This window comes from Rothia sp. P4278 (genome assembly GCF_048512945.1).
In the GTDB taxonomy this organism is placed as follows: Bacteria; Actinomycetota; Actinomycetes; order Actinomycetales; family Micrococcaceae; genus Rothia.
The window spans coordinates 597,860-622,145 of sequence record NZ_JBLXXU010000001.1 but is presented as its reverse complement, the minus strand read 5'-3'; the positions used below and the strand labels follow the sequence as shown (position 1 = coordinate 622,145).

17 protein-coding genes and 1 tRNA gene are annotated in these 24,286 nt (G+C 55.8%); 12 read left to right on the top strand and 6 right to left on the bottom strand.

Translation table 11 applies throughout. The annotated features are described in order from the left end of the window. Nucleotides 1–46: 46 nt before the first annotated feature. A tRNA-Leu gene (locus ACN085_RS02735) sits at nucleotides 47–129 on the bottom strand. 266 nt (nucleotides 130–395) lie between these two features. On the opposite strand from ACN085_RS02735, the gene ACN085_RS02730 reads away from it, so the two are divergent. After that, nucleotides 396–1,010, top strand: coding sequence for an ANTAR domain-containing response regulator (locus ACN085_RS02730; RefSeq protein WP_419100445.1), 615 nt, complete (start codon nucleotides 396–398; stop codon nucleotides 1,008–1,010). Between the two features lie 396 nt (nucleotides 1,011–1,406). Here the strand turns inward: ACN085_RS02730 and ACN085_RS02725 are convergent, their stop codons facing one another. Both ACN085_RS02725 and ACN085_RS02720 read right to left on the bottom strand, forming a co-directional pair. Beyond that, nucleotides 1,407–2,675, bottom strand: a complete 1,269-nt coding sequence (locus tag ACN085_RS02725; RefSeq protein WP_419100444.1) for a dicarboxylate/amino acid:cation symporter — start codon at nucleotides 2,673–2,675, stop codon at nucleotides 1,407–1,409. Nucleotides 2,676–2,764: 89 nt separating this feature from the next. Continuing rightward, complete coding sequence (locus ACN085_RS02720; protein ID WP_419100443.1) at nucleotides 2,765–3,196, bottom strand: PaaI family thioesterase; 432 nt, start codon at nucleotides 3,194–3,196, stop codon at nucleotides 2,765–2,767. Nucleotides 3,197–3,365: 169 nt separating this feature from the next. Between ACN085_RS02720 and polA the strand changes: the two genes are divergently transcribed. The 3 genes from polA (at nucleotide 3,366) to ACN085_RS02705 (ending at nucleotide 9,831) form a co-directional block, all read left to right on the top strand. After that, a complete protein-coding gene (gene polA, locus ACN085_RS02715) occupies nucleotides 3,366–6,143 on the top strand; it encodes a DNA polymerase I (protein ID WP_419110699.1) in 2,778 nt (925 codons plus the stop codon). Between the two features lie 320 nt (nucleotides 6,144–6,463). Continuing rightward, the gene (gene rpsA / locus ACN085_RS02710) at nucleotides 6,464–7,924 is read left to right on the top strand and encodes a 30S ribosomal protein S1 (protein ID WP_419110502.1); all 1,461 of its coding nucleotides are present in this window, start codon (nucleotides 6,464–6,466) and stop codon (nucleotides 7,922–7,924) included. 290 nt (nucleotides 7,925–8,214) lie between these two features. Continuing rightward, nucleotides 8,215–9,831, top strand: a complete 1,617-nt coding sequence (locus ACN085_RS02705; RefSeq protein ID WP_419110501.1) for an inorganic phosphate transporter — start codon at nucleotides 8,215–8,217, stop codon at nucleotides 9,829–9,831. 88 nt (nucleotides 9,832–9,919) lie between these two features. On the opposite strand, the gene ACN085_RS02700 is transcribed toward ACN085_RS02705, so the two are convergent. Continuing rightward, nucleotides 9,920–10,609: an IMPACT family protein gene (locus ACN085_RS02700; RefSeq protein ID WP_419110500.1), complete on the bottom strand. Its 690-nt coding sequence runs from the start codon at nucleotides 10,607–10,609 to the stop codon at nucleotides 9,920–9,922. A gap of 84 nt (nucleotides 10,610–10,693) precedes the next feature. Between ACN085_RS02700 and coaE the strand changes: the two genes are divergently transcribed. From coaE to ACN085_RS02670, 6 genes are all read left to right on the top strand, one after another. After that, nucleotides 10,694–11,308: a dephospho-CoA kinase gene (coaE, locus tag ACN085_RS02695; protein WP_419110499.1), complete on the top strand. Its 615-nt coding sequence runs from the start codon at nucleotides 10,694–10,696 to the stop codon at nucleotides 11,306–11,308. A gap of 237 nt (nucleotides 11,309–11,545) precedes the next feature. After that, nucleotides 11,546–13,309, top strand: a complete 1,764-nt coding sequence (locus ACN085_RS02690; protein ID WP_419110498.1) for a BCCT family transporter — start codon at nucleotides 11,546–11,548, stop codon at nucleotides 13,307–13,309. A gap of 213 nt (nucleotides 13,310–13,522) precedes the next feature. After that, nucleotides 13,523–15,661 carry an excinuclease ABC subunit UvrB gene (gene uvrB, locus ACN085_RS02685; RefSeq protein ID WP_419099793.1) on the top strand — a complete coding sequence of 713 codons (2,139 nt, stop codon included), beginning with the start codon at nucleotides 13,523–13,525 and terminating at the stop codon, nucleotides 15,659–15,661. Nucleotides 15,662–15,718: 57 nt separating this feature from the next. Continuing rightward, nucleotides 15,719–16,900, top strand: coding sequence for an MFS transporter (locus tag ACN085_RS02680; protein ID WP_419110497.1), 1,182 nt, complete (start codon nucleotides 15,719–15,721; stop codon nucleotides 16,898–16,900). A gap of 188 nt (nucleotides 16,901–17,088) precedes the next feature. Further along, nucleotides 17,089–18,285, top strand: a complete 1,197-nt coding sequence (locus ACN085_RS02675) for a TerC family protein (RefSeq protein WP_419110496.1) — start codon at nucleotides 17,089–17,091, stop codon at nucleotides 18,283–18,285. A 125-nt stretch (nucleotides 18,286–18,410) separates the two neighbouring features. Further along, nucleotides 18,411–18,860 (top strand): SdpI family protein, encoded by a 450-nt coding sequence (locus ACN085_RS02670; RefSeq protein WP_419110495.1) that lies wholly within the window; start codon nucleotides 18,411–18,413, stop codon nucleotides 18,858–18,860. A gap of 94 nt (nucleotides 18,861–18,954) precedes the next feature. Here the strand turns inward: ACN085_RS02670 and ACN085_RS02665 are convergent, their stop codons facing one another. Further along, the gene (locus tag ACN085_RS02665) at nucleotides 18,955–20,349 is read right to left on the bottom strand and encodes an alpha/beta fold hydrolase (protein ID WP_419110494.1); all 1,395 of its coding nucleotides are present in this window, start codon (nucleotides 20,347–20,349) and stop codon (nucleotides 18,955–18,957) included. Nucleotides 20,350–20,454: 105 nt separating this feature from the next. Between ACN085_RS02665 and ACN085_RS02660 the strand changes: the two genes are divergently transcribed. Together ACN085_RS02660 and ACN085_RS02655 are read left to right on the top strand one after the other, a co-directional pair. Further along, on the top strand, nucleotides 20,455–21,036 hold the full coding sequence (locus tag ACN085_RS02660; RefSeq protein WP_419110493.1) for a hypothetical protein: 582 nt from the start codon (nucleotides 20,455–20,457) through the stop codon (nucleotides 21,034–21,036). Further along, nucleotides 21,033–21,608, top strand: coding sequence for a hypothetical protein (locus ACN085_RS02655; RefSeq protein WP_419110492.1), 576 nt, complete (start codon nucleotides 21,033–21,035; stop codon nucleotides 21,606–21,608). The genes ACN085_RS02660 and ACN085_RS02655 overlap by 4 nt, the downstream gene beginning before the upstream one ends. 8 nt (nucleotides 21,609–21,616) lie before the next feature. Here ACN085_RS02655 and ACN085_RS02650 read toward each other — a convergent pair whose 3' ends face one another. Continuing rightward, nucleotides 21,617–24,220 (bottom strand): DEAD/DEAH box helicase, encoded by a 2,604-nt coding sequence (locus ACN085_RS02650; RefSeq protein WP_419110491.1) that lies wholly within the window; start codon nucleotides 24,218–24,220, stop codon nucleotides 21,617–21,619. Nucleotides 24,221–24,286 lie beyond the last annotated feature (66 nt).

The window sequence follows — 24,286 nt, the reverse complement described above, 5'->3', positions numbered from 1 at the left end:
CAGAAAAGCCCCCGACCTGGAATCTTTCACCAGGTCGGGGGCTTGTTGGTGCCCAAGGTGGGACTCGAACCCACACTCCGAAGAACCGCATTTTGAGTGCGGCGCGTCTGCCAATTCCGCCACTTGGGCAAGCGGTTAAAGCTCTTCTACCTTACATGTTTCGGCACAAATATGCCAATCCTTGAGTCAAGAGGTGGGCAGCCTCGTGCGGTGACCTGAATTCGGTGTCTTGCTCTCTGGAATCTGTGCGATTCAGAAGGCTATGGGAGGGGTATTATAGGTAAGAAAGGGTCGGCCCGCTTTACCTCGTTTTACGGGGTAAACGGGCGGTTTGCATGTGAATATCAAGGCACCGTAAACCCCCACACAAGCAGAAACCATAAAAGGAGCGGGAGATGTCGGAGCAGACTATCCAAGAGCCTGAGACCTACGAAGAAAGGCCGCAACGAACAGTTGTTGTTGCTGAAGATGAAGCCTTAATACGCCTCGATATCGTTGAGATTCTTAAAGACCAGGGCTATCAGGTAATAGCCGAGACCGATAACGGTAAGAAAGCGGTTGAACTAGCTGAGGAACACCGACCAGACCTCGTCCTGATGGACGTCAAGATGCCCATTATGGACGGTATCGCCGCAGCAGAACTCATTAATGAGAAGCAACTAGCACCCGTTGTTTTGCTGACTGCCTTTAGCCAGAAAGAGTTAGTGGACAGGGCGACAGAGGCCGGCGCGATGGCCTATGTGGTCAAACCTTTTACCCCCAACGATCTAGTACCCGCTATTGAGGTGGCTATCAGTCGCTACGAGCAGATTCGTGCGCTCCAAAGCGAAGTTGCAAATATCAAGGATCAGTTCGAGACTCGTAAGCTAGTCGATCGCGCAAAGTCGCTCCTGATGACCCGCATGGGTCTGAGCGAGCCTGAGGCCTTCCGTTGGATTCAGAAGACTTCTATGGACCGCCGCCTTTCTATGCGTGATGTCGCGCAGACTATCGTTAAACAGGTCCAGTAGGGTTAGCTCCTAAGCGATACGAAGCCCGCCTAAACAGCTCGTGCAGTCTAGGCGGGCTTATTTATGGGGCAGGCAGTTTGAAAGCCTCAGTAGCTGTATGAGGTGATAGCTTTTCTCAAGAGCCATCATTCTTGACGCCGATTCCCCACAGAGTCAGTGCAGCAAAGAGGGTAACCCCGGCCCACCACAGACCCCCCTGACTAAGGGCGGTAGCAGTGATAAACAGCGTAAGAATCAAAAAGATATTGCCAAGCATTTTTCGGTGCCGGGGGTTCATCGGTAGCCTTTCGAGTGGGATCGATACAATCGTTTGATTATCCACTTTACCCGGTCAAGAGAAAGGTCCGGCCCCCTGCACTTGCAGGGGGCCGGACCTCATCGTATTGGAGCTACTTCTTAGTGAGAAGCGGCAATAGGCCTATGGGATGCTTCTGCAGTGGGCAGGTCGTCTTTATCGGCACCGAAAACTTTAGCTACACGCTCAGTCAATGATGCAATTGCAGCATCACCGGTCACGTTCGTAGCAGTACCGAAGGAGTCCTGCGCCAGGTAAAGGGCAATCATGAGGGCAATCATGGACTCATCGAAACCCAGCATGGACTGGAGCAGGCCGATTGCGGTCATAACCGCACCACCGGGAACACCGGGAGCTGCAACCATCATGAGACCCAGCACCAGAACCACGGGAATCATAGCGGTGAAGCTCAGTGACCCGCTGGTCATATAAACAACAGCTACAGCGCACGATGTAATGGTAATCATTGAACCGGAGAGGTGGATGGTTGCGCAGAGGGGGATTGCAAAATCAACAATTTTGCCCTTGATACCAACATCCTTAGCTGAGGCGACAGTCACGGGGATGGTTGCTGCCGATGACTGGGTACCGATAGCGGTGAAGTAGGCGGGCAACATGCCGCGCAGCATCTTGACGGGGTTACGCTGAGTAAGGGCACCTGCCAGGGTGTACTGGATCGCCAGCATAATCCAGTGCAGGGCAATAACCATGACAAAGACCTTGCCGAAGACAGCTAGAATCTGACCTACCTGGCCGGCCATGGTCATGTTGGCAAAGACACCCACGATGTGTACGGGCAAGAGCGGGATAATCACGTAGGACAGCAGTCGCTCGATGATGACCTGGAAGTCCTGGAAGAGGTTGAGCATGTTCTTGGTCTTGAGTGCTGTAATACCCAGGCCAAGAATGAAAGCCAGAATCAGGGCGCTCATAACGGACATAATCGGGTCAAGAGTAAAGGTGAGGTAGCCCGCAGAAAGCGCTTCTTCGGGGTTCTCAAAAGCAGTGAGCTGCTGCCCCTTTAAAATGATGGGGTAGAGAAAATGCGCAACGGTGACTGCCAAAAAGCCGGCAGTAACAGATGAAGTGTAAGCCAGGCCGACGGTTGTGCCCAGGAGCTTACCTGCGCCCTTGGCTAGCGAGCCGATACCCGGCACGATGAAGCCAATGATAATGAGCGGAATTGCAAAGCTCAGGAAGGCGCTAAATACGGTGGAGAATGAGACAAAGAGCTGTACCACGAAATCAGTGGGAATTGAGCTACCGAGTGCCCCGTTGATGCCGGCGATAGCGCCGGGCGTGAAGGCGCCGATGAGGATACCGCCGATGATGGCGACGATAATCCACACGAGCAGCGGAATCTTCTTCATAAGGGTTTCCTTGTGGTTGTGTGGTCTTTTATGTGCTTGTGTTACCCCATGAGTGTACAGGACAAGGTCCCTGAATTTCTGGTGCTGAACTAGGAGGCAGGCACATCAATTATTTTGTTAGTGATGCGGGCTGTTGCGATCAGTTTGCCGGTCTCATCGGTGATTTCAATAGAGTGAACGCATATACTCCGCCCCAGGTGCACAGCGCGGCAGGTTCCGGTCACTAGCCCTGCTCGCGCAGGCCGTACATGCGTGATGTTCAGGTCAAGGCCCACCGCCGCCCGCCTGCTTCCGGCCACCAAAAGATTCGCGGCACAAGAACCTAAAGTTTCAGCAAGAACCGCTGATGCGCCGCCGTGCAGTATACCTGCTGGCTGTGTGTTACCAGCCACGGGCATGGTAGCAACTGTGAGCTGGGGGTCGGCCTCAAGAATCTCAATGCCCAGTTTCTGTGCCAGGGAACCTGCCCTGATGCTTGCAGCTGCGGGCTTGTCCTTGGGGGGCGCTTGGGTACTGTCCATTGCTTGTTTCCTCCACTGTAATCTGAGGGCTCTTTGACACCCTTTATCTATAGTAGGTGAGAATAGCTGCCAAGAACGGAAGCTGTCTGGGCACCGGCTAGGGGTGGGCTGTAGGATGGGGAGGGTGACTACTACACCTGAAACTTCAGCAGATAACCCCCAGAAACTGATGCTGATTGATGGCCATTCACTGGCTTTTCGATCTTTCTATGGGACTCCCGTCGATGTCTTTGTTAACGCTCAAGGCCAGCACACCAACGCGGTACACGGCTTCCTCTCTACTCTCATGAGCCTCATTAAGACTGAACGGCCTAGCCATATCATTGTTGCTTTTGACCTCTCCGGTGGCACATTCCGTACCGAGGAATACGGCGAGTACAAGGGCGGGCGTAACGAAACTCCCGAAGAGTTCTACGGGCAGATCGAGCTGATCCAAAAAGCCCTCACCGCGCTGAATATCCCATCGGTGACCCTGCCCCGCTATGAGGCTGACGACATCGTGGCAACCTATGCCCGCCAGGGCCGCGAAGCAGGGTTCCAGGTGCAGATTGTTTCGGGAGACCGCGACGCTTTCCAGCTGGTCACCGATACTGTAACCGTGCTCTACCCGGTCACGACCGGCCCCACTAAGGGGATTCGCTACATGACCCCGGCTGCTGTAGAAGAGAAATATAAGGTTGCACCCCACCTTTACCCCGACTTGGCCGCCCTCACCGGGGAACAGGCCGATAACTTACCCGGTGTACCCGGGGTTGGCCCCGGCTTCGCCGCCAAATGGATTAACGAATACGGTGACCTTGCCGGTGTGCTCGATAACGCAGATAAGATCAAAGGTAAGAAGGGCCAAGCCCTCCGTGACCATGTTGAGGACGTTCTGCGCAACCGCCGCCTCAACCGTCTTGTTGATGATCTTGATCTGCCTGTTACCCTGGCCGATGCGGACCACTACGGCCCTAACCAGGAAGAACTGGATGAGCTCTTTGACTACCTGGAGTTCAACTCAATCCGTAAGCGGATGGCTGAGCTCTTTGAATCAATGCTACCGGCTGAACCGGCTATTGAAATCTCTCTCAAAGCTCTTGACACTGTCAGCACGGCACAGGGTCTAACGGACTTCCTGGCCCAGGCTCCCCAGAATATAGCAGCGGTGGAGCGGGGGAGCCAGGTGCCCGAGCGTCTTGCCCAGGCGGTTACCCTCTACCCCGTCATCGATCGTGAAGCCCCCGAAACCAGCCCAGCCCACGGGCAGGGCTTACACGGCCTGCTTCTGCTTGCAGGGCATACCGCCATCTATCTTGATGTTCCGCTTGCCGATGCCGGCTTGCAGGCCAAGCTGGGGGACTGGCTGGCAGATTCCAATGCACCCAAGATTGTCTTTGACGCAAAACAGGCCTACAAGACCCTAGACGCCGCAGGACTACCCCTTGCGGGTGTAGTTGAGGACCCACTCCTTTCCTCATACGTCTGCGGTTTTATTCCCACGGCCCGGCGGCGAGGCTTCCAAGACATGCTCGAAGATTTGAGCCGGGACTACCTCAACCAAACTTTCCCCGCTGAGCCGGAAGGGGCCGACCAGGGCGAGCTGTTCTCCCTGGAACCCGCTGTAGATTTGGACTACCAGGGCAACGTCGCGCGCTACATTCAAGAACTGGCCTACGCCCTGCACCGGGACCTGGTCGCCAAAAACCAGCTGGGGCTTTACCAAGAGATTGAGCTACCAGCAGCAAGCGTCCTAGCGCGTATGGAAATCGCCGGTGTAGCGCTGGATGCCGGAAACGTCACCGAGCTCAAGAACTACTACGGCGAGCACGTTACCCGAGCTACCGAAGCCGCCTACCAGGTGCTGGGTCACGAGGTCAATCTGAGCTCACCCAAGCAGCTCCAAGGCGTCCTCTTCGATGAGCTGTCGCTACCTACCACCCGCAAACTTAAGAGCGGCTACTCAACCGATGCTGACTCCCTCCAAGGAATCCTCAACCAGGTGGATCCCGAAAGTCAGGGTGCCCAGTTTCTGGCTGAACTCCAGACCTACCGTGACTACACCAAGCTCAAGCAGACCGTTGAGGGGCTTGAGAAGGCAAGAGCGGTTGACGGACGTATTCACACCAGTTACCAGCAGAACGTGGCTGCCACCGGGCGGCTGTCCTCCACTGACCCCAACCTGCAGAACATTCCGATTCGCACGGAGGAAGGGCGAAAAATTCGAGACGCCTTCGTCGTTGCACCCCAAGCGGTTGACGGTGTGGACTACGTCAGCCTGCTGACAGCAGACTACTCACAGATCGAAATGCGAATCATGGTGCATCTGTCTAACGATGAGGACCTCATCCAGGCCTACCAAGACGGGGAAGACCTCCACCGATTCGTAGGTGCCGAGGTCTTCGGCGTGGCCCCAGAGGACGTCACGCCCGAGATGCGCTCAAAGGTCAAAGCTATGAGCTACGGCCTAGCCTACGGTCTCTCACCCTTCGGGTTATCCAAGCAGCTGGGAATCTCCGTCGATGAAGCCACCAGCCTGCGAAGCACCTACTTCCAACGCTTCGGTAGAGTGGGGAAGTTCCTCCGCTCAATTGTTAAAGAAGCCCACAAGACCGGCTACACCGAAACCATGTTTGGCCGCCGCCGCATCCTGCCGGATCTGCAAAGCTCTAACAGGCAGAGAAGGGAAGCCGCTGAACGTGCCGCCCTCAACTCACCTATCCAGGGAACAGCAGCCGACATCATCAAAATCGCCATGATTAACGTTGATGCACGGCTCAAACATGAGGGGCTTTCAACCCGCATGCTCCTCCAGGTACACGATGAACTTATCCTCGAAGTCGCTTCCGGTGAAGAGGAAGCTGCTGAACGTATCCTCACCGAAGAAATGAGCGGTGCTGCATCCCTACAAGTTCCGCTCGATGTTCAGGTCGGCTGGGGCCGCTCCTGGCACGAAGCTGGACACTAACAAACCCCAAAAGCTACCTCCGGAATCAGGCAGAGTCCGGGGGCAGCTAACTTTAAGACCAACATCACGTGTCAAAGCCCTCAACACATGGCCAAATCGCGGGTCAAACCGTTGACCCACAGATAGCTACCCCCTAGACTTGAACCTGTGCGCTTACTACGTCTATGCGTAGAAAACGCACAGTTAATTTGTCCGTATCAACGCTCAGCGCAGCGAACCACATATTTTCCTACCCTCGGAACTACCCCGGTAGCACCAAGAAGCTAAGAAAATATCTGCACTGACCTAGAAAAACTATCCATATTGGAGCCCTACTCTCTATGAGCACCAACATTCCTCAGGTTGCAATCAACGACATCGGTACCGAAGAGGACTTCCTCGCAGCTGTCGACGCAACCATCAAGTACTTCAACGATGGCGATCTCGTGTCCGGCGAAGTTGTCAAGGTTGACCACGACGAGGTTCTGCTCGACATCGGTTACAAGACCGAAGGCGTCATCCCCTCACGCGAACTTTCCATCAAGCACGACGTAGATCCCGACGAAGTTGTTTCCGTTGGTGACACTGTTGAAGCTCTTGTCCTCACCAAAGAAGACAAGGAAGGCCGCCTGATTCTCTCCAAGAAGCGCGCACAGTACGAGCGCGCCTGGGGCGACATCGAAAAGGTCAAGGAAGAAGACGGCGTCGTTACCGGTACCGTCATCGAGGTCGTCAAGGGTGGTCTCATCCTCGACATCGGCCTGCGTGGCTTCCTGCCCGCTTCACTCGTCGAAATGCGCCGCGTTCGCGACCTGGCACCCTACATCGGCCAGGAAATCGAAGCCAAGATCATCGAGCTCGACAAGAACCGCAACAACGTCGTTCTATCACGCCGTGCATGGCTCGAGCAGACCCAGTCAGAGGTCCGCTCAACCTTCCTCAACCAGCTCGAAAAGGGCCAGGTTCGTACCGGCGTTGTATCCTCCATCGTTAACTTCGGTGCATTCGTTGACCTCGGCGGCGTTGACGGCCTCGTCCACGTATCCGAGCTCTCCTGGAAGCACATCGACCACCCCTCAGAGGTTGTCGAAGTTGGCGACGAAGTTACCGTTGAGGTGCTCGAAGTTGACCTGGACCGCGAACGCGTCTCCCTGTCACTGAAGGCTACCCAGGAAGATCCCTGGCAGGCATTCGCCCGCACCCACGCACTGGGTCAGGTTGTTCCCGGTAAGGTCACCAAGCTCGTACCCTTCGGCGCATTCGTTCGCGTTGAAGACGGTATCGAAGGCCTCGTCCACATCTCCGAACTCGCAGTTCGCCACGTGGACCTGGCAGAGCAGGTTGTCTCCGTTGGCGACGAACTGTTCGTCAAGGTCATCGACATCGACCTCGAACGCCGCCGCATCTCCCTGTCACTGAAGCAGGCCAACGAAGGTGTTGACCCCGAGTCAACCGAATTCGACCCCGCTCTCTACGGCATGGCAGCAGAATACGACGACGAGGGCAACTACAAGTACCCCGAGGGCTTCGACCCCGAGACCAACGAATGGCTCGAAGGCTTCGAAACCCAGCGCTCAGCTTGGGAACAGCAGTACGCCGAAGCCCAGACCCGCTGGGAAGCACACAAGGCACAGGTCGCCAAGGCACTCGAAGCCGACGCAGAAGCCGCAACTGCAGCTCCCGCATCAGCACCCGCCGAAGCAGCACCCACCTCATACTCATCCGACAAGCCCGCCGAAACCGGCACCCTGGCATCAGATGAGGCACTTGCGGAACTCCGCAAGAAGCTGACCGGCAACTAATTCTTGGCTAGATGGTTGCGGAGTTCCGATTCCAGCGAAGATTTGTTTCCTCGCTCGCTCGGAATCTTCGCTTCCATCCCCGCAAGAAGCTGACCGGCAAGTAAACAGCCCATCAAGCTATCAAGGGCCCTCCCCACCAAGTATGGGGAGGGCCCTTTGCATGCACTATCACCCCGATAGTTCATGCAAAGGCTAGCGTCAGTTAACCATTTGTTAACCTTGTGCACAGACTATTAACAGGGCTCCAATTGCGCCCGCAAGCCAAACCAAAACTCTATGAAGGGGGCCCTGTGGATTCCAGCGCGAATTCGGGTTCAGATCTTGCAACTCCTGCCTTACAACGAGACACCACCGACAAATGGTGGCACCTGGGATTCGGCGGGCTCATGGCTGTGGCATTCACCCTGTTTACCTTCTGGTCAGTTAGCTACGTCGACCAGCCCAGCCAGGCCATGATCCTAGGTGTAGCAGTTCTCCTAGGCCTCTTCATGGCCTTCAACATCGGTGGCAACGACGTCGCTAACTCCTTCGGCACCAGCGTTGGTGCCGGGACTCTCACCATCAAACAGGCCCTGCTCATCGCAGCTGTCTTCGAGGTTTCCGGTGCCGTTATCGCAGGCGGGTCAGTCACCGGCACAGTCCGCAGCGGCATCGTAGATCTAGGGGCCATAGACCTGGCACCCATGCAGTTCGTCTACATCATGATGTCAGCCCTCCTCGGTGCTGCCATTTGGCTACTTGTCGCAACCCGCATGGGCTGGCCGGTATCCACCACTCACTCCATCATCGGCGGCATCGTTGGTGCTGCCCTGACCACGGGCTTCACCACCGGCGCCGGGGGCCTGGACATGGTTCAGTGGAGCAAGATCGGCCAAATCGCTCTCTCCTGGGTCATCTCGCCCGTTCTCGGTGGTCTCTTCGCCTGGCTTCTCTTCGGCTTTATTAAGAAGTACATCCTGGGCTATAACGAAAAAATTGATGCCGCCATGCTCGAACTGAAAAAGCGCATGGAAGAAGAGCGAGCCACCCACACCCCGCACGTTGGCTTCCAACGCATTACAGACCTGCAGCAGGATGCCTACTCCAACGCCATGCTTCGCAAGAAAAAGTTTAAGCTCAAGAAGCTGGACCCCGATGCACCTGAAAGCGAATACTACCGCCAGGTCCATAAACTTGATAAGAAAGCAAAGAGTAAGGACTCCCACCGGGCCCTTGAAGTTTACGTCCCAGTGCTGGCAGCAGCCGGATCTGTTCTTATCACAGCCATGCTACTTTTCAAGGGGCTCAATAAACTCAACCTGGGCATCTCGTCCATGGGTAACATCCTGATTATGGTCATGGTAGCTGTCATTACCTGGGTTAGTGTCACTATCTTCGCACGCAGTCTTCAGCACCTAGAACTCTCCCGGGCAACCTTTACTATCTTCGCCTGGCTCCAGGTATTTACCGCTGCAGCCTTCGCCTTCAGCCACGGCGCTAATGACATCGCTAACGCGATCGGTCCTTTCGTGGCTATCCTCGACGTACTGAAAACCGGTCTTATCGCCAAGGAAGCTATCGTTCCCTTCCCTGCCCTCATCACCTTCGGAGTTGCGCTGATTGCCGGGCTCTGGTTTGTGGGCCGCAAGGTCATTGCTACGGTAGGTCACGGTCTAACCAAAATGCACCCATCATCAGGCTTTGCTGCGGAGCTAGCGGCTGCAGGTGTGGTCATGGCAGCGTCGGTTCTCGGTCTGCCGGTCTCCTCCACCCACATTCTGATTGGTGCGGTTCTCGGCGTCGGTATTGTCAACCACTCCGCCAACTGGAAACTGATGCGCCCCATCGCCCTGGCCTGGATTATCACCCTACCTATCTCAGCTGCAATCGGCGCCGGTGGCGTTCTGATCATCTCTGCCCTCTTCTAAAAGCTGGATGCCCAAAGCCCCGGTAAGTCCCTCCAAGCCAGGCTTACCGGGGCTTTGCCCTATCTGGCAGATCTACAGATAGATTGTTCTAGGGCCTATCAACCCACTCGGTGCCTGCCCACTCGATATGGTAAGCACCGGCTGAAACCTGGGCCAGCATATCCTCCGTCCTTGCCTGTAGCTGCGAATCGTCAAAGACAGCCACCGTAATTTCGGCATGGGAGGCGCTGTAGTCTGTTCCCAACACAGCGTAGCCCTGCGCTCGTAAATCGTTCTCTAATCGTCCAGCCTCGGAATGGGGGACGCTGATAAGACCCAGTCGGAGACGTTCTCGGGGAGTGAGTCGGGCGGTATCGAGGGCAGCGGCGACAGCCTCTGTGTAAGCTCTGACCAGCCCACCTGCCCCCAACTTGATACCACCAAAGTAGCGTACTACCACAGCACAAATATCTGAGAGGTCAGCTGCTTGCCCCTCTCGGCCTTGGGCCCTGCGGGCCAGCAAGGCCTGCATCATGGGCACCCCGGCTGTACCAGCGGGTTCACCGTCATCACTAGAGCGCTGGAGGTCACGGTCTGCCCCTATGATAAAGGCGGAACATACATGCCGAGCATCGTGGTACTGCTTGCGTTTAGATTCGATAAAGGCGCGCGCCTGGGGCTCAGACTCAACCCGGAGTAGATAGCAGATAAACTCGCTTCGTTTGATCTCAAGGAGATGACGGACCGGCTCCTTGCTTGCAAGTACGGTATAGCGGTTGGCGCGGGTTTTATCACTCATGTGTCCATTCTAAAGTGGCCCGGGAAAGCCGTTAGGCTAGGAAACGGAACTGGCACAGCACATAGGTAAGAGGAAGAGAACACAATGGTTATTCATATCGGTCTGACCGGGGGAATCGGTTCCGGTAAATCAACGGTGGCTCAGATCTTGGTCAAGCTGGGTGCCACCCTGATTGATGCCGATGCTATCGGTCGTGACTTGATGCAACCTGGTCAGCCTGTGTTTGCTGAGGTTGTGCGTGTATTTGGACAGGGTGTGCTGGCTAAGAACGGTAGCCTTGACCGTGCTGCCCTGGCCTCACTGGTTTTTGCTGATGAGAGCAAGAGGGAGAAACTAAACTCCATTGTTCATCCGGCGATTCGGGTTCAGGCCCAGCGACAGAGGGATAAGGCCGCAGAAAAGCTGGGGCAGAGCGGGGTCATTGTTGAAGATATTCCCCTGCTGGTTGAGACGGGGCAAGCTAACCGTTTTGACGGTGTGATTGTGGTTGAGGCTGACCCAGCGGAGCGGCTCAGACGGCTGGTTGAACTCCGAGGTATGTCAGAGGCTGATGCCCTTGCACGCATGAATGCGCAGGCTACCGATCAGGAACGCCGCGCTCTTGCTACCTGGGTCATTGATAACTCCGGTTCGCTTGCAGAAACGGAGGAACAAGTAGGCAGGGTGTATAGAAAGATCACGGGGAGAGAGTTCTCATAGAGTTATTTAGGCAGTCAGTCGATGGGGTGAAACTGTGAGAAAGATCTGTTCTGACTAGTATTGACGGGCGAGAACGGGCCTGTGTCTAAAAATCAAGTGGCCTGGGTATGCAGTGGAAATACAATATAAAGCTGACTTAGAATTAAAGGCGCTGCCTAGATATTGGGTGGCACCTCTGCGGCTGGTGGATGCAAGAAAGCCGGGCAGAGGGAATCGCATTTTCCACCGGGATTGACCGTGCTGACTAAGCTACACAACCTCTTAGGGCTGAGAACCAGCCCTGCAATTTTCTTTTCCTCGGCCTTCTTTATCGTGCTTTTCACGGCCTTGATGGCGGCTTTTCCCACCACGATGTCAGACGGTATCGGCGCGGTTTCCGGCTTCATCATTAAATACCTGGGCTGGGTTTACACCCTGGGTATTGCCATTTTCTTCTTTTTCTTGGTCTATATGGCCATGAGCCGTTTCGGGCGTATCAAAATTGGTGACGACGATGCTGAACCCGCATACTCAGGATTGGCCTGGTTCGGTATGCTCTTTGCAGCAGGTGTGGGTGCTGTCTTGCTCTTCTGGGGTGCTGCTGAGCCCATTTCTCATTACGCCAAGCCACCCTACGATGGCGTAGCACCACAGTCTGATCACGCTGCACTCGATGCTCTGGCGATTGCTAACTGGCATATTGGTCTGGGCGTGTGGATTATTCTGACGGTACCTGCTTTGGCTTTTGGCTACTTCACCTATAAACGCAAGCTACCCCCGCGCGTTTCCTCGATCTTCCAGCCCCTGCTGGGTGAACGAATCCACGGACCCATCGGTAAACTCATCGACTCGGTAGCCATTATTTCTACCGTTTTTGGTATCGCAGTCTCTGTAGGTATGGGTGCCCTCCAGCTTAATTCAGGCATGGGGATCATGTACGGACTTCCCCTGGGCGGTATTATCCAGGCAGGCATCGTGGCCATCATTACGGCCGCAGGTATCACCTCTGTGCTCATGGGTATGGATAAGGGTGTTAAGCGACTGTCCTACATTAATATCCTCTTGGCTATTGCTCTGATGATTTTTATCCTCATGACGGGAGCTACCCGTTTCGTCACCCTGGGAACCGTTGAATCTGCCGGCTACTTCCTGCAGAAGCTCCCCGTCATGATGCTCTTCAACGACGCCTTTGCCGATACTGGTTGGATCGGCAGCTGGACGGTCTTCTACTGGGCATGGACTGTGACCTGGGCACCTTTTGTCGGCCTCTTTATCGCTAAGATTTCCCAGGGGCGCACTATCCGCCAGTTCGTGGTGGGTGTACTGTCTGCCCCTACTGCTTTTACCTTGATGTGGGTCGGTGTTTTTGGGCTAAGCGCCTTTAACATCGAGCGCAAGGAGAACGGCACTCTGGTGCAGACCGTTGTTGAGCAGGGCGATATTCCCGCCGCGCTCTTTGAGTTCTTGAGCCATTTCCCCCTCTTCCCCGTGGTTGCGGTGGTTACTCTTCTGGTGATTACCATTTTCTTTATCACCTCGATCGACTCAGCCGCCCTGGTCATGGATGCAATCGCTAACGGGCACGAAGACCCGGCACCCAAACGGCAGGGGGTCTTCTGGGCTGCCTCCATCGGTCTTGTGTCAGCCTCAATTCTTGTGGCGGCAGGCGATAACGGGCTCGTAGCCCTGCAGAACGTCATTGTGGTCATCGGCTTCCCCGTCTGGCTCATTGGGTTTATGCAGATATGGATGCTGGTGCAGGCCCTACGAGAGGACGCTGGTGAACTGCCACCCATGAAGACCCGCCAGTGGAAACAGGTTCTCCCCGTGGAGGAATACCACCGCCGAGCCCAGGAAGACTTCTCGTCCATTGGTGAAGTCACCATTCGCCCCGAGTATGAGGTAGGTTCAGAGCCGGAGTATGAGGGCCTGGTTCCCAATACGGGACAGATTCCTGTAGTGACTGCTGAAGCTGTAGCCTTGGAGGCCACTGAGAAGGCCCAGCAAGAGAAGCAGGTTTAGGGTATCTCAGGTCTGCCTGAGGGGATGGAGCTATTCCTGTTCAGCAAGATATACTGCTGGCTTACTGCCTAGAAGATGGGGAGTAAGCCAGCAGTTTTTGCCTGGGGAAGGTAGTGGGGTGAGAACCAGTAACCTTCTGCCTGTAAGCTCTAGAGGCTGAATATTCGTACTGGTGTTCTAGTTTTTGCCCTGGTTTTTCGGTAGGGTAGGGGCATGAGTCTTGCCCAGGAAATCAACCGGATTGTTGCCCCCTTTGAAGTCGTCTCCGAATATCAGCCAGCGGGCGACCAGCCCAAAGCTATTGCTGAGCTCACCGAACGAGTGCAGAACGGTGAAAAAGATATTGTTCTGATGGGCGCGACCGGTACCGGTAAGTCGGCAACCTCCGCCTGGCTCATTGAAGCTGTCCAGAGGCCTACTCTGGTCATGGTCCAGAACAAGACCCTGGCCGCCCAGTTGGCCAACGAACTGCGTGAACTACTGCCTCATAACGCGGTGGAGTATTTTGTCAGCTATTACGACTACTACCAGCCCGAAGCCTATGTGCCGCAGACCGATACCTTCATTGAGAAGGACTCGTCTATCAATGAGGAAGTAGAGAGACTGCGTCACTCTGCCACCAACTCCCTGCTGACCCGCCGCGATGTGGTGGTGGTGGCAACCGTCTCCTGTATCTATGGGCTGGGTACCCCCGAAGAGTATGTGGCCCAGATGGTTACTCTGCGGCGGGGCCAAGAACTAGACAGGGACGAGCTACTCCGTCGTTTTGTGGGCATGCAGTACGCACGCAACGATATGGACTTCCACCGCGGAACCTTCAGGGTGCGCGGCGATACCGTAGAAATTATCCCCATGTATGAGGAAAACGCTATTCGCGTGGAATTCTTCGGGGATGAAATTGAGGCTATCTACACCCTGCACCCACTTACCGGTGAGGTCATCCGTGAGGAAGAGGAAATGTATGTCTTCCCTGCCTCGCACTATGTTGCCGGTGCTGAGCGCATGGCAAGGGCCATTAGCTCTATTGAGGATGAACTGCGGGAACGGCTCCAAGAACTAGAGTCTCAGAATAAGCTGGTTGAAGCCCAGCGCTTGCGGATGCGCACCCAGTATGACCTGGAAATGATGGAGCAGATGGGATTCTGCAACGGCATCGAGAACTATTCCAGCCATATCGACGGGCGCGCCCGGGGAACTGCGCCTCACTGCCTACTGGACTATTTTCCCGATGACTTCCTGCTGATTGTGGATGAATCCCACGTCACGATCCCTCAGATTGGTGCCATGTTTGAGGGCGATATGAGCCGTAAACGAACCCTGGTGGAGCACGGTTTCCGCCTGCCCTCAGCCATGGATAACCGCCCCCTGAAATGGGAGGAGTTCCTGGACCGTATCGGCCAGACCGTCTACCTTTCAGCAACCCCCGGCAGGTACGAACTGGCTCAGGCCGATGGGGTCGTGGAGCAGATTATTCGCCCCACAGGTCTGGTTGACCCTGAAATTGTCGTTAAGCCCACCCAGGGGCAGATTGATGACTTGCTTGAAGAAATCCGTGTGCGGGTCCAGGGGGACGAGCGCATACTGGTGACCACCCTGACCAAGCGTATGGCAGAGGATTTGACCGACTATCTGCTTGAACACGGGGTCAAGGTCCAGTACCTGCACTCCGATGTGGATACCCTACGCCGTGTGGAACTATTGAGCGAACTGCGCCAGGGCGTTTTTGATGTTCTGGTGGGTATCAACCTGCTCCGTGAGGGCTTGGACCTGCCCGAAGTCTCACTGGTCGCTATCCTCGATGCCGATAAGCAAGGTTTCTTGCGCTCCACTACCTCGCTGATTCAGACCATCGGGCGCGCCGCCCGTAACGTGGGCGGACAAGTACACATGTACGCCGATAAAATCACCGACTCTATGCGGGTGGCCATTGACGAGACCAACCGCCGCCGCCAGATACAGCAGGCCTACAACAAGGAACACGGCATTGATCCGCAGCCTCTGCGGAAGAAGATAGCCGATATCACTGACAAGCTGGCCCGCGAATCAGAGGACACCGCTGAGCTCCTTGCCTCGCGCAAGGGTAATGCAAAGACTGCATCCAAAAAGGGCACCAAGTACGCGGCTACCTCACCGGAAGCCGAGGAACTTCTGAAAAAGGCCGAAGCCAAGGTACGTGCCGACGGACTTGCCGCCGCTCCCGCCGAGGACCTGATGAGCCTGATTGAAGACATGCACGCACAGATGATGCAGGCCGCTGAAGAACTCAAATTCGAGCTGGCAGGCCGCCTACGAGATGAGATAGCCGACCTGAAGAAGGAACTACGGCAGATGCAGGCAGCGGGGCACGCCTAAACCCGGAAGGGTGGTAGAATTGTGCGGTTTGTGTCCTTACCTTTTCTAGGAGCCACCGTGAAGCAGAGTGTTGCCCGCATGCCCGGTATGCCTCAAATTCTCATCACCTTTGGTCTGAGCATTAGCAGCCTTGCCGTTCTGCTCCCGGCCTCACCCGCATGGGCTGTAGCCGGCGGTGCTGGCTCCTTCGGGGCAGGCGCAACCAACGCTGTACTCATGGCTGTCACCGTGGCCACGCAGTTCTCGGTGCCCACCCTTACCCGCCATTTTTCCTGGGCACATGTACTGCCCCTTGGCACAATCCTCTTAGGTCTACCCTCCCTCATTCAGCTCCTCAGCCCTGACCTGACCAATATCCTGCTGACCTCAGCCCTGCGAGGGGTCGGCTTTGGCATTGTCACGGTCTGCTGTTCTTCGGCTATGTCCTACCTGGTTCCCTTGGAATACCGAGGCCGGGCGGTGGGCCTCTACGGACTAGCCGCAGCTGGCTCACAAATGTTCTTCACCCCGGTTGCCCCCTGGGCTATCGAAGTCTTTGGGCACCGGCCCGTCATTGCTATGGGCGCGATTGCTGCGCTCGCCGCACCCTTTGCTTTTCAGCTGGGACGCTCCGTTGATCGCTATCTGGCACAAGGCCAAGAGGGCAAGCCAACAATATCTGCTACCCCTAAGACCTCGACCACTACGATTATCAAACGTATCTGGCCCGCCCTGCTGACGCTCACCCTGGTGACCTCAGTGGGTGGTGCCTTCATGACTTTTTCCACTGAAATAGCGCCCACCGCAACACTGGCTACAGGCGGCTTGCTCCTGCTCTGCCTCCTAGCTACCCCCACCCGTCTCTACGGCGGTTCACTTACCGACCGCTTTGGGACCCGTCTGCTGATGACACCGGTACTGGGATTCGTCGCTCTGGGGCTGGTTCTGCTTGCCCTGATGGATGGGGCGAGCTCTCTTTCTGTGCTCTTCTTTCTCCTGGGTGCATCCATCATGGGCTTTGGCTACGGCTTCCTGCAATCGGTGACTATGGTGCGAGCCCTGAGCGATGCCGGGGGAGCCGATGCCACCCAGCGAGCATCGGTTGCTTGGAACTCACATTTTGATATTGGTACCGGACTGGGGGCCCTTGCCATTGGGGCTCTTGAACAGTCCACCAATTTTGCAATTGCCTGGGTGGTAGCGGCACTTATCCTAGCTCTCTGTGCTCTTGGAATGGGTTTACGAGACGCCCGTTCCTGAGTAGTCGCTGTTCAAACGGTGCCCGCGTAGGTTATAGTTGAGGTTCGAGCAAGGGAGTATCCCGCTAATTCCTGTTTCGTCAGCACGTTGATCGATGGCGCCCAACCGGGGCAGGAAACCACATAAGCTAAGGTGGTTGGGAGAGACTTGTGGATTTTGGTTAACCCTCAACCACAAGAAAGGCTCTCATGCATATTAGTGGTTTACAGTGGGCGGTAACTATCGCGGTTATCCTCCTGCTTTTAGCGTACGATTTTTTCTTCCATGTACGGAAGGCTCACGAGCCCACCATTAAAGAGGCCGCTATCTGGTCGGCTCTCTACATTGGTTTGGCACTAGCTTTTGGCCTGGTCATCCTTTTCTGGGACGGCACCCGGTTCGCCGCCGAATACTACGGCGGCTACATCACCGAGAAGGCCCTGAGCGTTGATAACCTTTTTGTCTTCCTCATCATTATGGCCAGCTTTAAGGTGCCGCGCGCTGACCAGCAGAAGGTGCTTCTCTTTGGCATTGTCTTTGCTCTGATAGCTCGCACTGTTTTCATCCTTGCCGGTGTCGCTTTGATTAATACCTTTAGCTGGATCTTCTACCTCTTTGGTCTGGTACTTATTTACACTGCGGGCAATTTGATCAAGGGTGAAATTACCGATAAAGAGGAAGAAGACGAAGCCAATAACATCGTTATCCGTCTGGCAAAGAGAGTCTTACACACCGTTGACTACTACGATGGCGATAAGCTCTTCACCCTTGAAAACGGCAAGAAGGTCATGACCCCCATGCTACTCGTTATGGTAGCTATCGGCGGCACCGATATTCTCTTTGCGCTGGACTCAATTCCCGCAATCTTTGGCCTGACCCAGGAGGCCTACATTGTCTTTACCGCAACAGCCTTCTCACTGATGGGCTTGCGTCAGCTTTACTTCCTGATTGACGGCCTGCTGGACCGCCTGATTTACCTCTCCTGGGGCCTGTCTATTGTCTTGGCCTTCATCGGGGTCAAGCTTTTGCTCCACGCTTTGCACGAGAATACTCTGTTTTTCCTCAACGATGGGCAACCCGTTCAGGTGATAGAGGTTGGTATTGAGCTGTCCTTGGCAGTCATTATCAGTGTCCTAGTCATGACAGTTCTTGCTTCACTGTATTCCCCTAAGGGTAGGGCACTTGCTACCATCCAGAAGGTTCAGAATCTCTCTGATGAATACCTGAACCTACCTGCTCATGCTCCTGCCGCACAGCGTGCTGAGCTTCAGAGCAAGTTGGATGCTGCGGCCGCTAAGTCACGTAAAATTCCTCAGAAATACCGGGATGAGCTGATTGAGTCCGAGGCGGAGTACCAGGATCTGGTGCATCGCGCTCGCACGGCCCATGCGGAGCACACTGCCTAAGGGAGAAGTTCGAGCCTAATCCTTGTGGATTGCTCACCTTCTCGGCCGATGCCGTCAGTATCTTGCCCTTACGGGCAGATGCTGACGGTTTTGTTTTGCTTTATCACCGCTGCTATGCGCCTAGAATGAGAGATATATTAAAGGCAGTCTCAGCTCAGTCAACAAGAGGGGGTCCGACTGTGTCGCTCATAGACTATCTACCGCTTGTTATTTCTTTAGTAGGGGCAAGCATAGTATTTGTGGTGACAGCTCAGATGGGAGCACATGGCCGCCTGCCTCCCAATGGGGTTATTGGGTTTCGTACAGCATCGACTCTGCAATCTGATGCCGCTTGGGAAGCTGGACACCGCGCTGCCGTCCCCGCCTTGCGGATCCTGGCATTGGTGCAGGCTGTGGGCGCTGGCCTTACCTTTGTTTTGGGCTGGTTTCTGCAATCACCTTTCGCTATTCCTTGCGGTATAGGCGCCTTGCTCCTGACGGGTGCTGTATTACTTGTACTTTCAGCTACTTCTGTTAAGACTGCGGCTCATACTGCTCATCAAGAGTGGTTAGAGCGCCAGAGCCGAAAGCTATAGCTGACTTACCTAGATGATTATTCGATAGCTCAGGCAAAAAAGCCAGGCGCTGACCCTGATCAGGGGCGAGCACCTGGCTTTTGCTTTCGTAGATCTAGCGCATATCCGCTAGCAGGTTCTTTAGATGACCCAGGATGGCCGGGCCATCGACTCCTAGACCGTCGTGGTGGTGGGTCTGTGAGGTCCACACGCGGGTGTTTCCCACAAAATCGGCGGTCTTCATAGAGTGGGTGTAATCGACAAAGACATCGGGCACATAGGCTGCCGCCGCTAGAGGCACCCGGTTCTGAGCCAGCTGTTCGTGGTCATAGAGCCTGCCCCAGTCCTGCTTTTCAGCCAGCAGGTGGGCAACCTCGGCCAGCGGGCCTAGAGCCGGGTCCTCCTCAAAGTACCAGGGGAAGATATGCTCGCCCAGCCAGAGCAGGTTTTCTGCATCTTCTGCAAATTCTGGGCGCTCGGCGTGCATACGGGCTGCTGACCAGCGAGTCGGTGCGGGGGAGGGGGAGCCTGGCGCCCCGTCTGCGTAGATACTCTCGTGGAGAAGCCCATAAAGGGGAGCTGATGCGAAACTAACCTGTGCGCTCACCGCAGTCAAGAACTGGTCGGACAGCCAGTTTTTTGACTCGGCAAAAGCAGACTCCAGAATATAGTGCAGGTTGCGTGCCCGCCCGTTGCCGCCCAGAAGATGCCCCAGCATCTGTAGACGATGGGGTGTCAGCCGTTCACCGGTGGGTAAGACTTCCTGATGGGTAGCAAGGTGCTGCGCGATACGGGCCGCCAGCTCGCGGTCCTGGGGGTACCAGCTGTAGTATTCCTCGCTCCGTTCCTGCATGCGGTCCAGGGTTGAGCGGTAGACCTCATCAAGGTGAGAGCGGATGGGGGCAAGCCCGGCCGTCATGCGGGCATCTTTGATGGATTCAGGGGCGAAGGATAGGTAGCTGAGGGTCAAAAAGCCGCCGAAGCTCTGGCCCATTGTGGACCAGCGCTGATCTTTGCGGTCAGCTAGAAGGAAGCTACGGACGACCTCGGCATCGGCAATAATAGAGTCTGCCCGGAAGAGCTCACAGTATTCTGCCTGAACTTCTGCTGACCCTAGTTGGGCGAGTGCCTTGGCAGAGAGCGGGGTGGAGTTGCCGGTTCCGCGCTGATCTAAGAGCACCAGTCGGTGGGTCTGTGCTAGCTCCTGCACCCAGCCGCCCTCTGTTGCCGGACGGGGGCTTTTGCCGCCAGGCCCACCCTGGAGGTAGACCATGTAGGGGCGCTCATCTGCAGGAAGAGTCAAAGCCTCGGAGGTATCAACTACTTCACGGGCAAAAACGGTCATGCTCTGCTGGGCAAAACGGGACTCTAGTGCCGCTGACTCACTCTTGCCAAAGATTAGGCCGTGGGTCGCGGGGACGGTGAACCAGTGATCGATGAATTTGAGTGAGCCGATGGTATGTGTAGCCCCAACACGATGGCTGGGTGTTGGTAGGGCAGAGAGGGCCACGGTGACCTCCTAGTAGGGACGGAAAAGACTTTTAAGCTCTCGTTATATATAACAATATACTGTTATATTCCAAGATATAACAGTATATTGTTATATATGTTTGTCATGACCGTAGACCAGCGTAACTCTTCAACCGGCCAAGACCTGGTACCCCAACTGCACAGTGACCTAGCCGGAAACAGCAATATTGCCTGGCCGCTAAGGCCCTTCCAGCGCACCGCAGGCGACGAAGTCCAAGCGGTCTTCGATGACCCAAACGGTCTGCTCGAAACCGCCCTAGTGCTGGCCCGCCAGGGAACCTGGCATATCGGGATTGGGGTCGGTGCCGTCAATGAGCCGCTACCGGCCAATGCCCGCGAAGGGAACGGCCAAGCCTACAGGAAGGCGCGAACCGCAGTGGAGCGCGCCAAACGCTCAGCCGGACACATAGCCTTTGAAGGAACAGGTAGATTTTCCGAGCTGATTGAAGCCAGCCTGCAACTTGTCATGGGGCTTGAAGAAGACCGGAACGACTCCTGGCAGGCCATCGGAGAACTCTACGAGCAGGGCATGACCCAGATAGAAATTGCCACGCACCTGCAAACCTACCAGTCAGCGGTCAGCCGTGCCCTCAGACAGGGACGATGGCAGGAAACCCGCCGCATGGTACAGGAGCTCAAAACCCTACTCGCTGAGGAGAATGTATGAACCTGATAATTTGCATCCTGCTGGTAGCGCTTTTTACCCTGTCACTGCTGTGGCTAAAAACCCAGAACGCCAGCGCCCCCAAAACCTGGACTCTCATGACCCTACTCGGCGGGGCCCTTGTGCTGTCTACCCTGGCACAGCCCCTTGAAGCCCCGGTCCGTGAGCTGACCACAACGCTCGCAGTGCTGGTGAGCTGTTTGGGCGGGTCAGCTCCAGCAATCTACTTCGTGGGGAAGATTAAACAGAAACAAACAGAAGAAAAGCCCAAGGGCCAGCACATCACCGGCACCCTGGGGATCCTAAACCTACGTGCAGACATCACCCAGTCCGACGAACGTATCGAAGCCGAAGGCGGAGGCCGCCTCATCGGCATCTTCGAACGGCTCGCAGTAGCGCTCTGCCTCATCACCGCACAAACAAGTGCTCTAGCTGTCATCGTTGCAATCAAAGGACTAGCCAGGTACCCGGATATCAAAGCCGGGCACCTGACCGCCGAAAAGTTCATCGTGGGGACTTTCGTCTCCCTGCTCTGGGCAGCAGGCTGCGTCCTGATCGCCGTGAACCTGCGGTAAGTGCTGCGCTAGAAAGCCCCTACGCTCTCAATCAGCACCACGGGAGCGCCTTCCGCATCGGAGGCCGCCAAATCAACCCTGGCAACAATACCGAAGTCATGGTTCTCCTCCGGGTCCGAGAAGGTCTGCCTGACCAACCAGAAACCGGGGTGCTCAGCAGTATCATCGTCAATTGTCAGCAGACGGGGGGAGCGAGCATCGGCATCGGTGTAGATATCCTCGTACTCCTCAAAGTAATCGTCCATAGCGTCGGCCCAACGGTCAGAGTCCCAGCCAGAGCGCTCGCCGTCTAACTGGCCCAGAATCTTGTCGCGCTCATCGGCAAACAGCTCCACCCTGCGGAAGAGGGCGTTACGCACCATGACCTTAAAGGCACGCGGGTTAGCGGTAAGAGCGGGTGCGCTTTCTGCCACCAGTTCCTCCAGAGAGTCCTGGACGGGTAGGCCCTCGTCATCGGAGGCCATACGCTCCCACTCATCAACCAGGGAGGAGTCTGTCTGGCGGATTACTTCGCCTAGCCACTCAATCAGGTCGGTGAGCTCATCGGTCAGGGCAGAGAGGGGAACGGTCTGGCGCAGTGCCTTATAGGCATCGGAGAGGTAACGCAACAGAATACCCTCGGAACGTTCCAGCCCGTAGTACTGGATATAGTCGCCAAAGCCCATGGCCCGCTCATACATGTCCCGGACTACGCTCTTGGGCTCTAGTTGGAACTCTTTCATAAAAGGAGCACCGGACGAGTACGTTTCAAAAGCGGCTTCAAGGAGTTCCGCTAGGGGCTGGGGGTAGGTAATCTTATCCAGCTCAGCCATACGTTCGTTGTAGTCCATGCCTTCGGCCTTCATCTCGGCTAGGGCTTGGCTCTTGGCTTTCTTCTCCTGACCCACAAGAACCTGGCGGGGGCGCTCAAGGGTCGCTTCGATGATAGAGACCGCATCGAGGGCGTAGGAATCGCTCTCAGAATCGAGCAGGCTGAGGGAAGCCATAGCAAAGGGGGAGAGCGGCTGGTTCAGAGCAAAGTTCTCTTGCAGGGAGACGGTAAGCCGGACGGTGCGACCAAACTCATCGGGTTCAGCCAGGCGCTCCACGACCCCGCCGTTGAGCAGTTCACGGTAGATACCAATCGCCTTGCGTTTGAGGGATCTCTGCTTGATAGGGGGCTCATGGTTGGCGGTCAAAAAGAGCATGACGGTCTCAAAGGGGTCAGCCTCACGCTGAAGCATATTGAGCATCATGGAGTGAGTGATCTGGAAGGACGAACTTAGCTGCTCTGGCTCAGCCTCAATGATCTGCTCAAAGGTTTTCTCGCTCCAGGCCACAAAGCCCTGCGGTGGTTTCTTCTTTTTACCCCTAAGGGACTGGGCTATTTTCTTCTCGTCGCCACTAAATTTTTCGCGAGCCTTTGCTTCGAGCCGTTCATTTTCAATGTCGTGCTCGGGGGCCTGAACAACCACGTAGCCGGCGGTATCAAAGCCAGCTCGTCCAGCTCGTCCTGCAATCTGGTGGAATTCGCGGGACTTGAGCCGGCGGGTGCGCTGACCGTCAAACTTTGAGAGAGCAGTAATCAGCACGGAGCGAATGGGGACGTTGATGCCCACACCCAGGGTGTCGGTGCCGCAAATGACCTTGAGCAGGCCAGCCTGCGCTAGCTGCTCCACCAGGCGGCGGTACTTGGGGAGCATACCCGCATGGTGGATGCCGATACCGTTCTTAATATACTTTTGGAGCACCTTGCCGAAACCCGCAGAATAACGGAATCCCGCAGTGAGCTCATTGATTTTCTCTTTCTCTTGCTTGGTCGCAATCGACAGGGACATTAGAGAAGCCGCCGTGTCGATAGCCTGGAGCTGAGAGAAATGAACGATGTAGACCGGTGCCTGGTGGGTGGAAACCAGCTCGTCAACTTTCTCGACCAGCGGTTGGCGGGAGTAGGAGTAGTTGAGAGGAATGGGGCGGGTTTGGCTGGTGACCAGGGCGGTACCGCGCCCGGTGAGCTCGGTTAGTTCCCGCTCAAACCGGCTGGTGTCCCCGAGGGTAGCGCTCATGAGCAGGAATTGCGCCTGGGGCAGGTCAAGCAGGGGAGCCTGCCAGGCCCAGCCGCGTTGGGGGTCAGAGTAGAAATGGAACTCGTCCATAATGACCTGGGTGACGTCGGCTCCAGCACCCTCACGAAGAACGATATTCGCCAGAATCTCGGCGGTGCAGCAGACGATGGGCGCATCGGCATTGATAGAGGAATCGCCGGTGACCATGCCCACGTTCTCGGCACCAAAAATCTCGCACAGGTCAAAGAACTTTTCAGAGACCAGCGCCTTAAGAGGGGCGGTGTAGTAGGAGCGCTGACCAGCGGCCATACCTATAAAGTGAGCGGCCACAGCAACAGTGGATTTACCGGAGCCGGTGGGGGTTGCCAGAATGACGTTATTGCCCGCGGCTAGCTCCAGGACAGCTTCGTCCTGTGCCGGGTAAAGCTCCATACCCCGGGCTGCGATCCATTCGGTAAAGGCCTCATAGGCTTCGTCACCGGTGAGGGGGTTGGTTGCAAAATCTCCACGGTAGTAGTGCTTGGTGGAATCTGCCAGGGATGGGGAAAGGTACTGAAGAATCTTCATGATGTTAACCAGTTTAGTGCAGGCCCCTGAGGCAAGCCGCGTAAATGCACTGCTCCCATTCCGTTT

Coding starts and splice junctions, on each gene's coding strand:
- ACN085_RS02730 (WP_419100445.1), top strand. CDS start 396: ATGTCGGAGCAGACTATCCAAGAGCCTGAGACCTACGAAGAAAGGCCG.
- ACN085_RS02725 (WP_419100444.1), bottom strand. CDS start 2,675: ATGAAGAAGATTCCGCTGCTCGTGTGGATTATCGTCGCCATCATCGGC.
- ACN085_RS02720 (WP_419100443.1), bottom strand. CDS start 3,196: ATGGACAGTACCCAAGCGCCCCCCAAGGACAAGCCCGCAGCTGCAAGC.
- polA (WP_419110699.1), top strand. CDS start 3,366: ATGCTGATTGATGGCCATTCACTGGCTTTTCGATCTTTCTATGGGACT.
- rpsA (WP_419110502.1), top strand. CDS start 6,464: ATGAGCACCAACATTCCTCAGGTTGCAATCAACGACATCGGTACCGAA.
- ACN085_RS02700 (WP_419110500.1), bottom strand. CDS start 10,609: ATGAGTGATAAAACCCGCGCCAACCGCTATACCGTACTTGCAAGCAAG.
- coaE (WP_419110499.1), top strand. CDS start 10,694: ATGGTTATTCATATCGGTCTGACCGGGGGAATCGGTTCCGGTAAATCA.
- uvrB (WP_419099793.1), top strand. CDS start 13,523: ATGAGTCTTGCCCAGGAAATCAACCGGATTGTTGCCCCCTTTGAAGTC.
- ACN085_RS02675 (WP_419110496.1), top strand. CDS start 17,089: ATGCATATTAGTGGTTTACAGTGGGCGGTAACTATCGCGGTTATCCTC.
- ACN085_RS02670 (WP_419110495.1), top strand. CDS start 18,411: ATGAGAGATATATTAAAGGCAGTCTCAGCTCAGTCAACAAGAGGGGGT.
- ACN085_RS02660 (WP_419110493.1), top strand. CDS start 20,455: ATGACCGTAGACCAGCGTAACTCTTCAACCGGCCAAGACCTGGTACCC.
- ACN085_RS02655 (WP_419110492.1), top strand. CDS start 21,033: ATGAACCTGATAATTTGCATCCTGCTGGTAGCGCTTTTTACCCTGTCA.
- ACN085_RS02650 (WP_419110491.1), bottom strand. CDS start 24,220: ATGAAGATTCTTCAGTACCTTTCCCCATCCCTGGCAGATTCCACCAAG.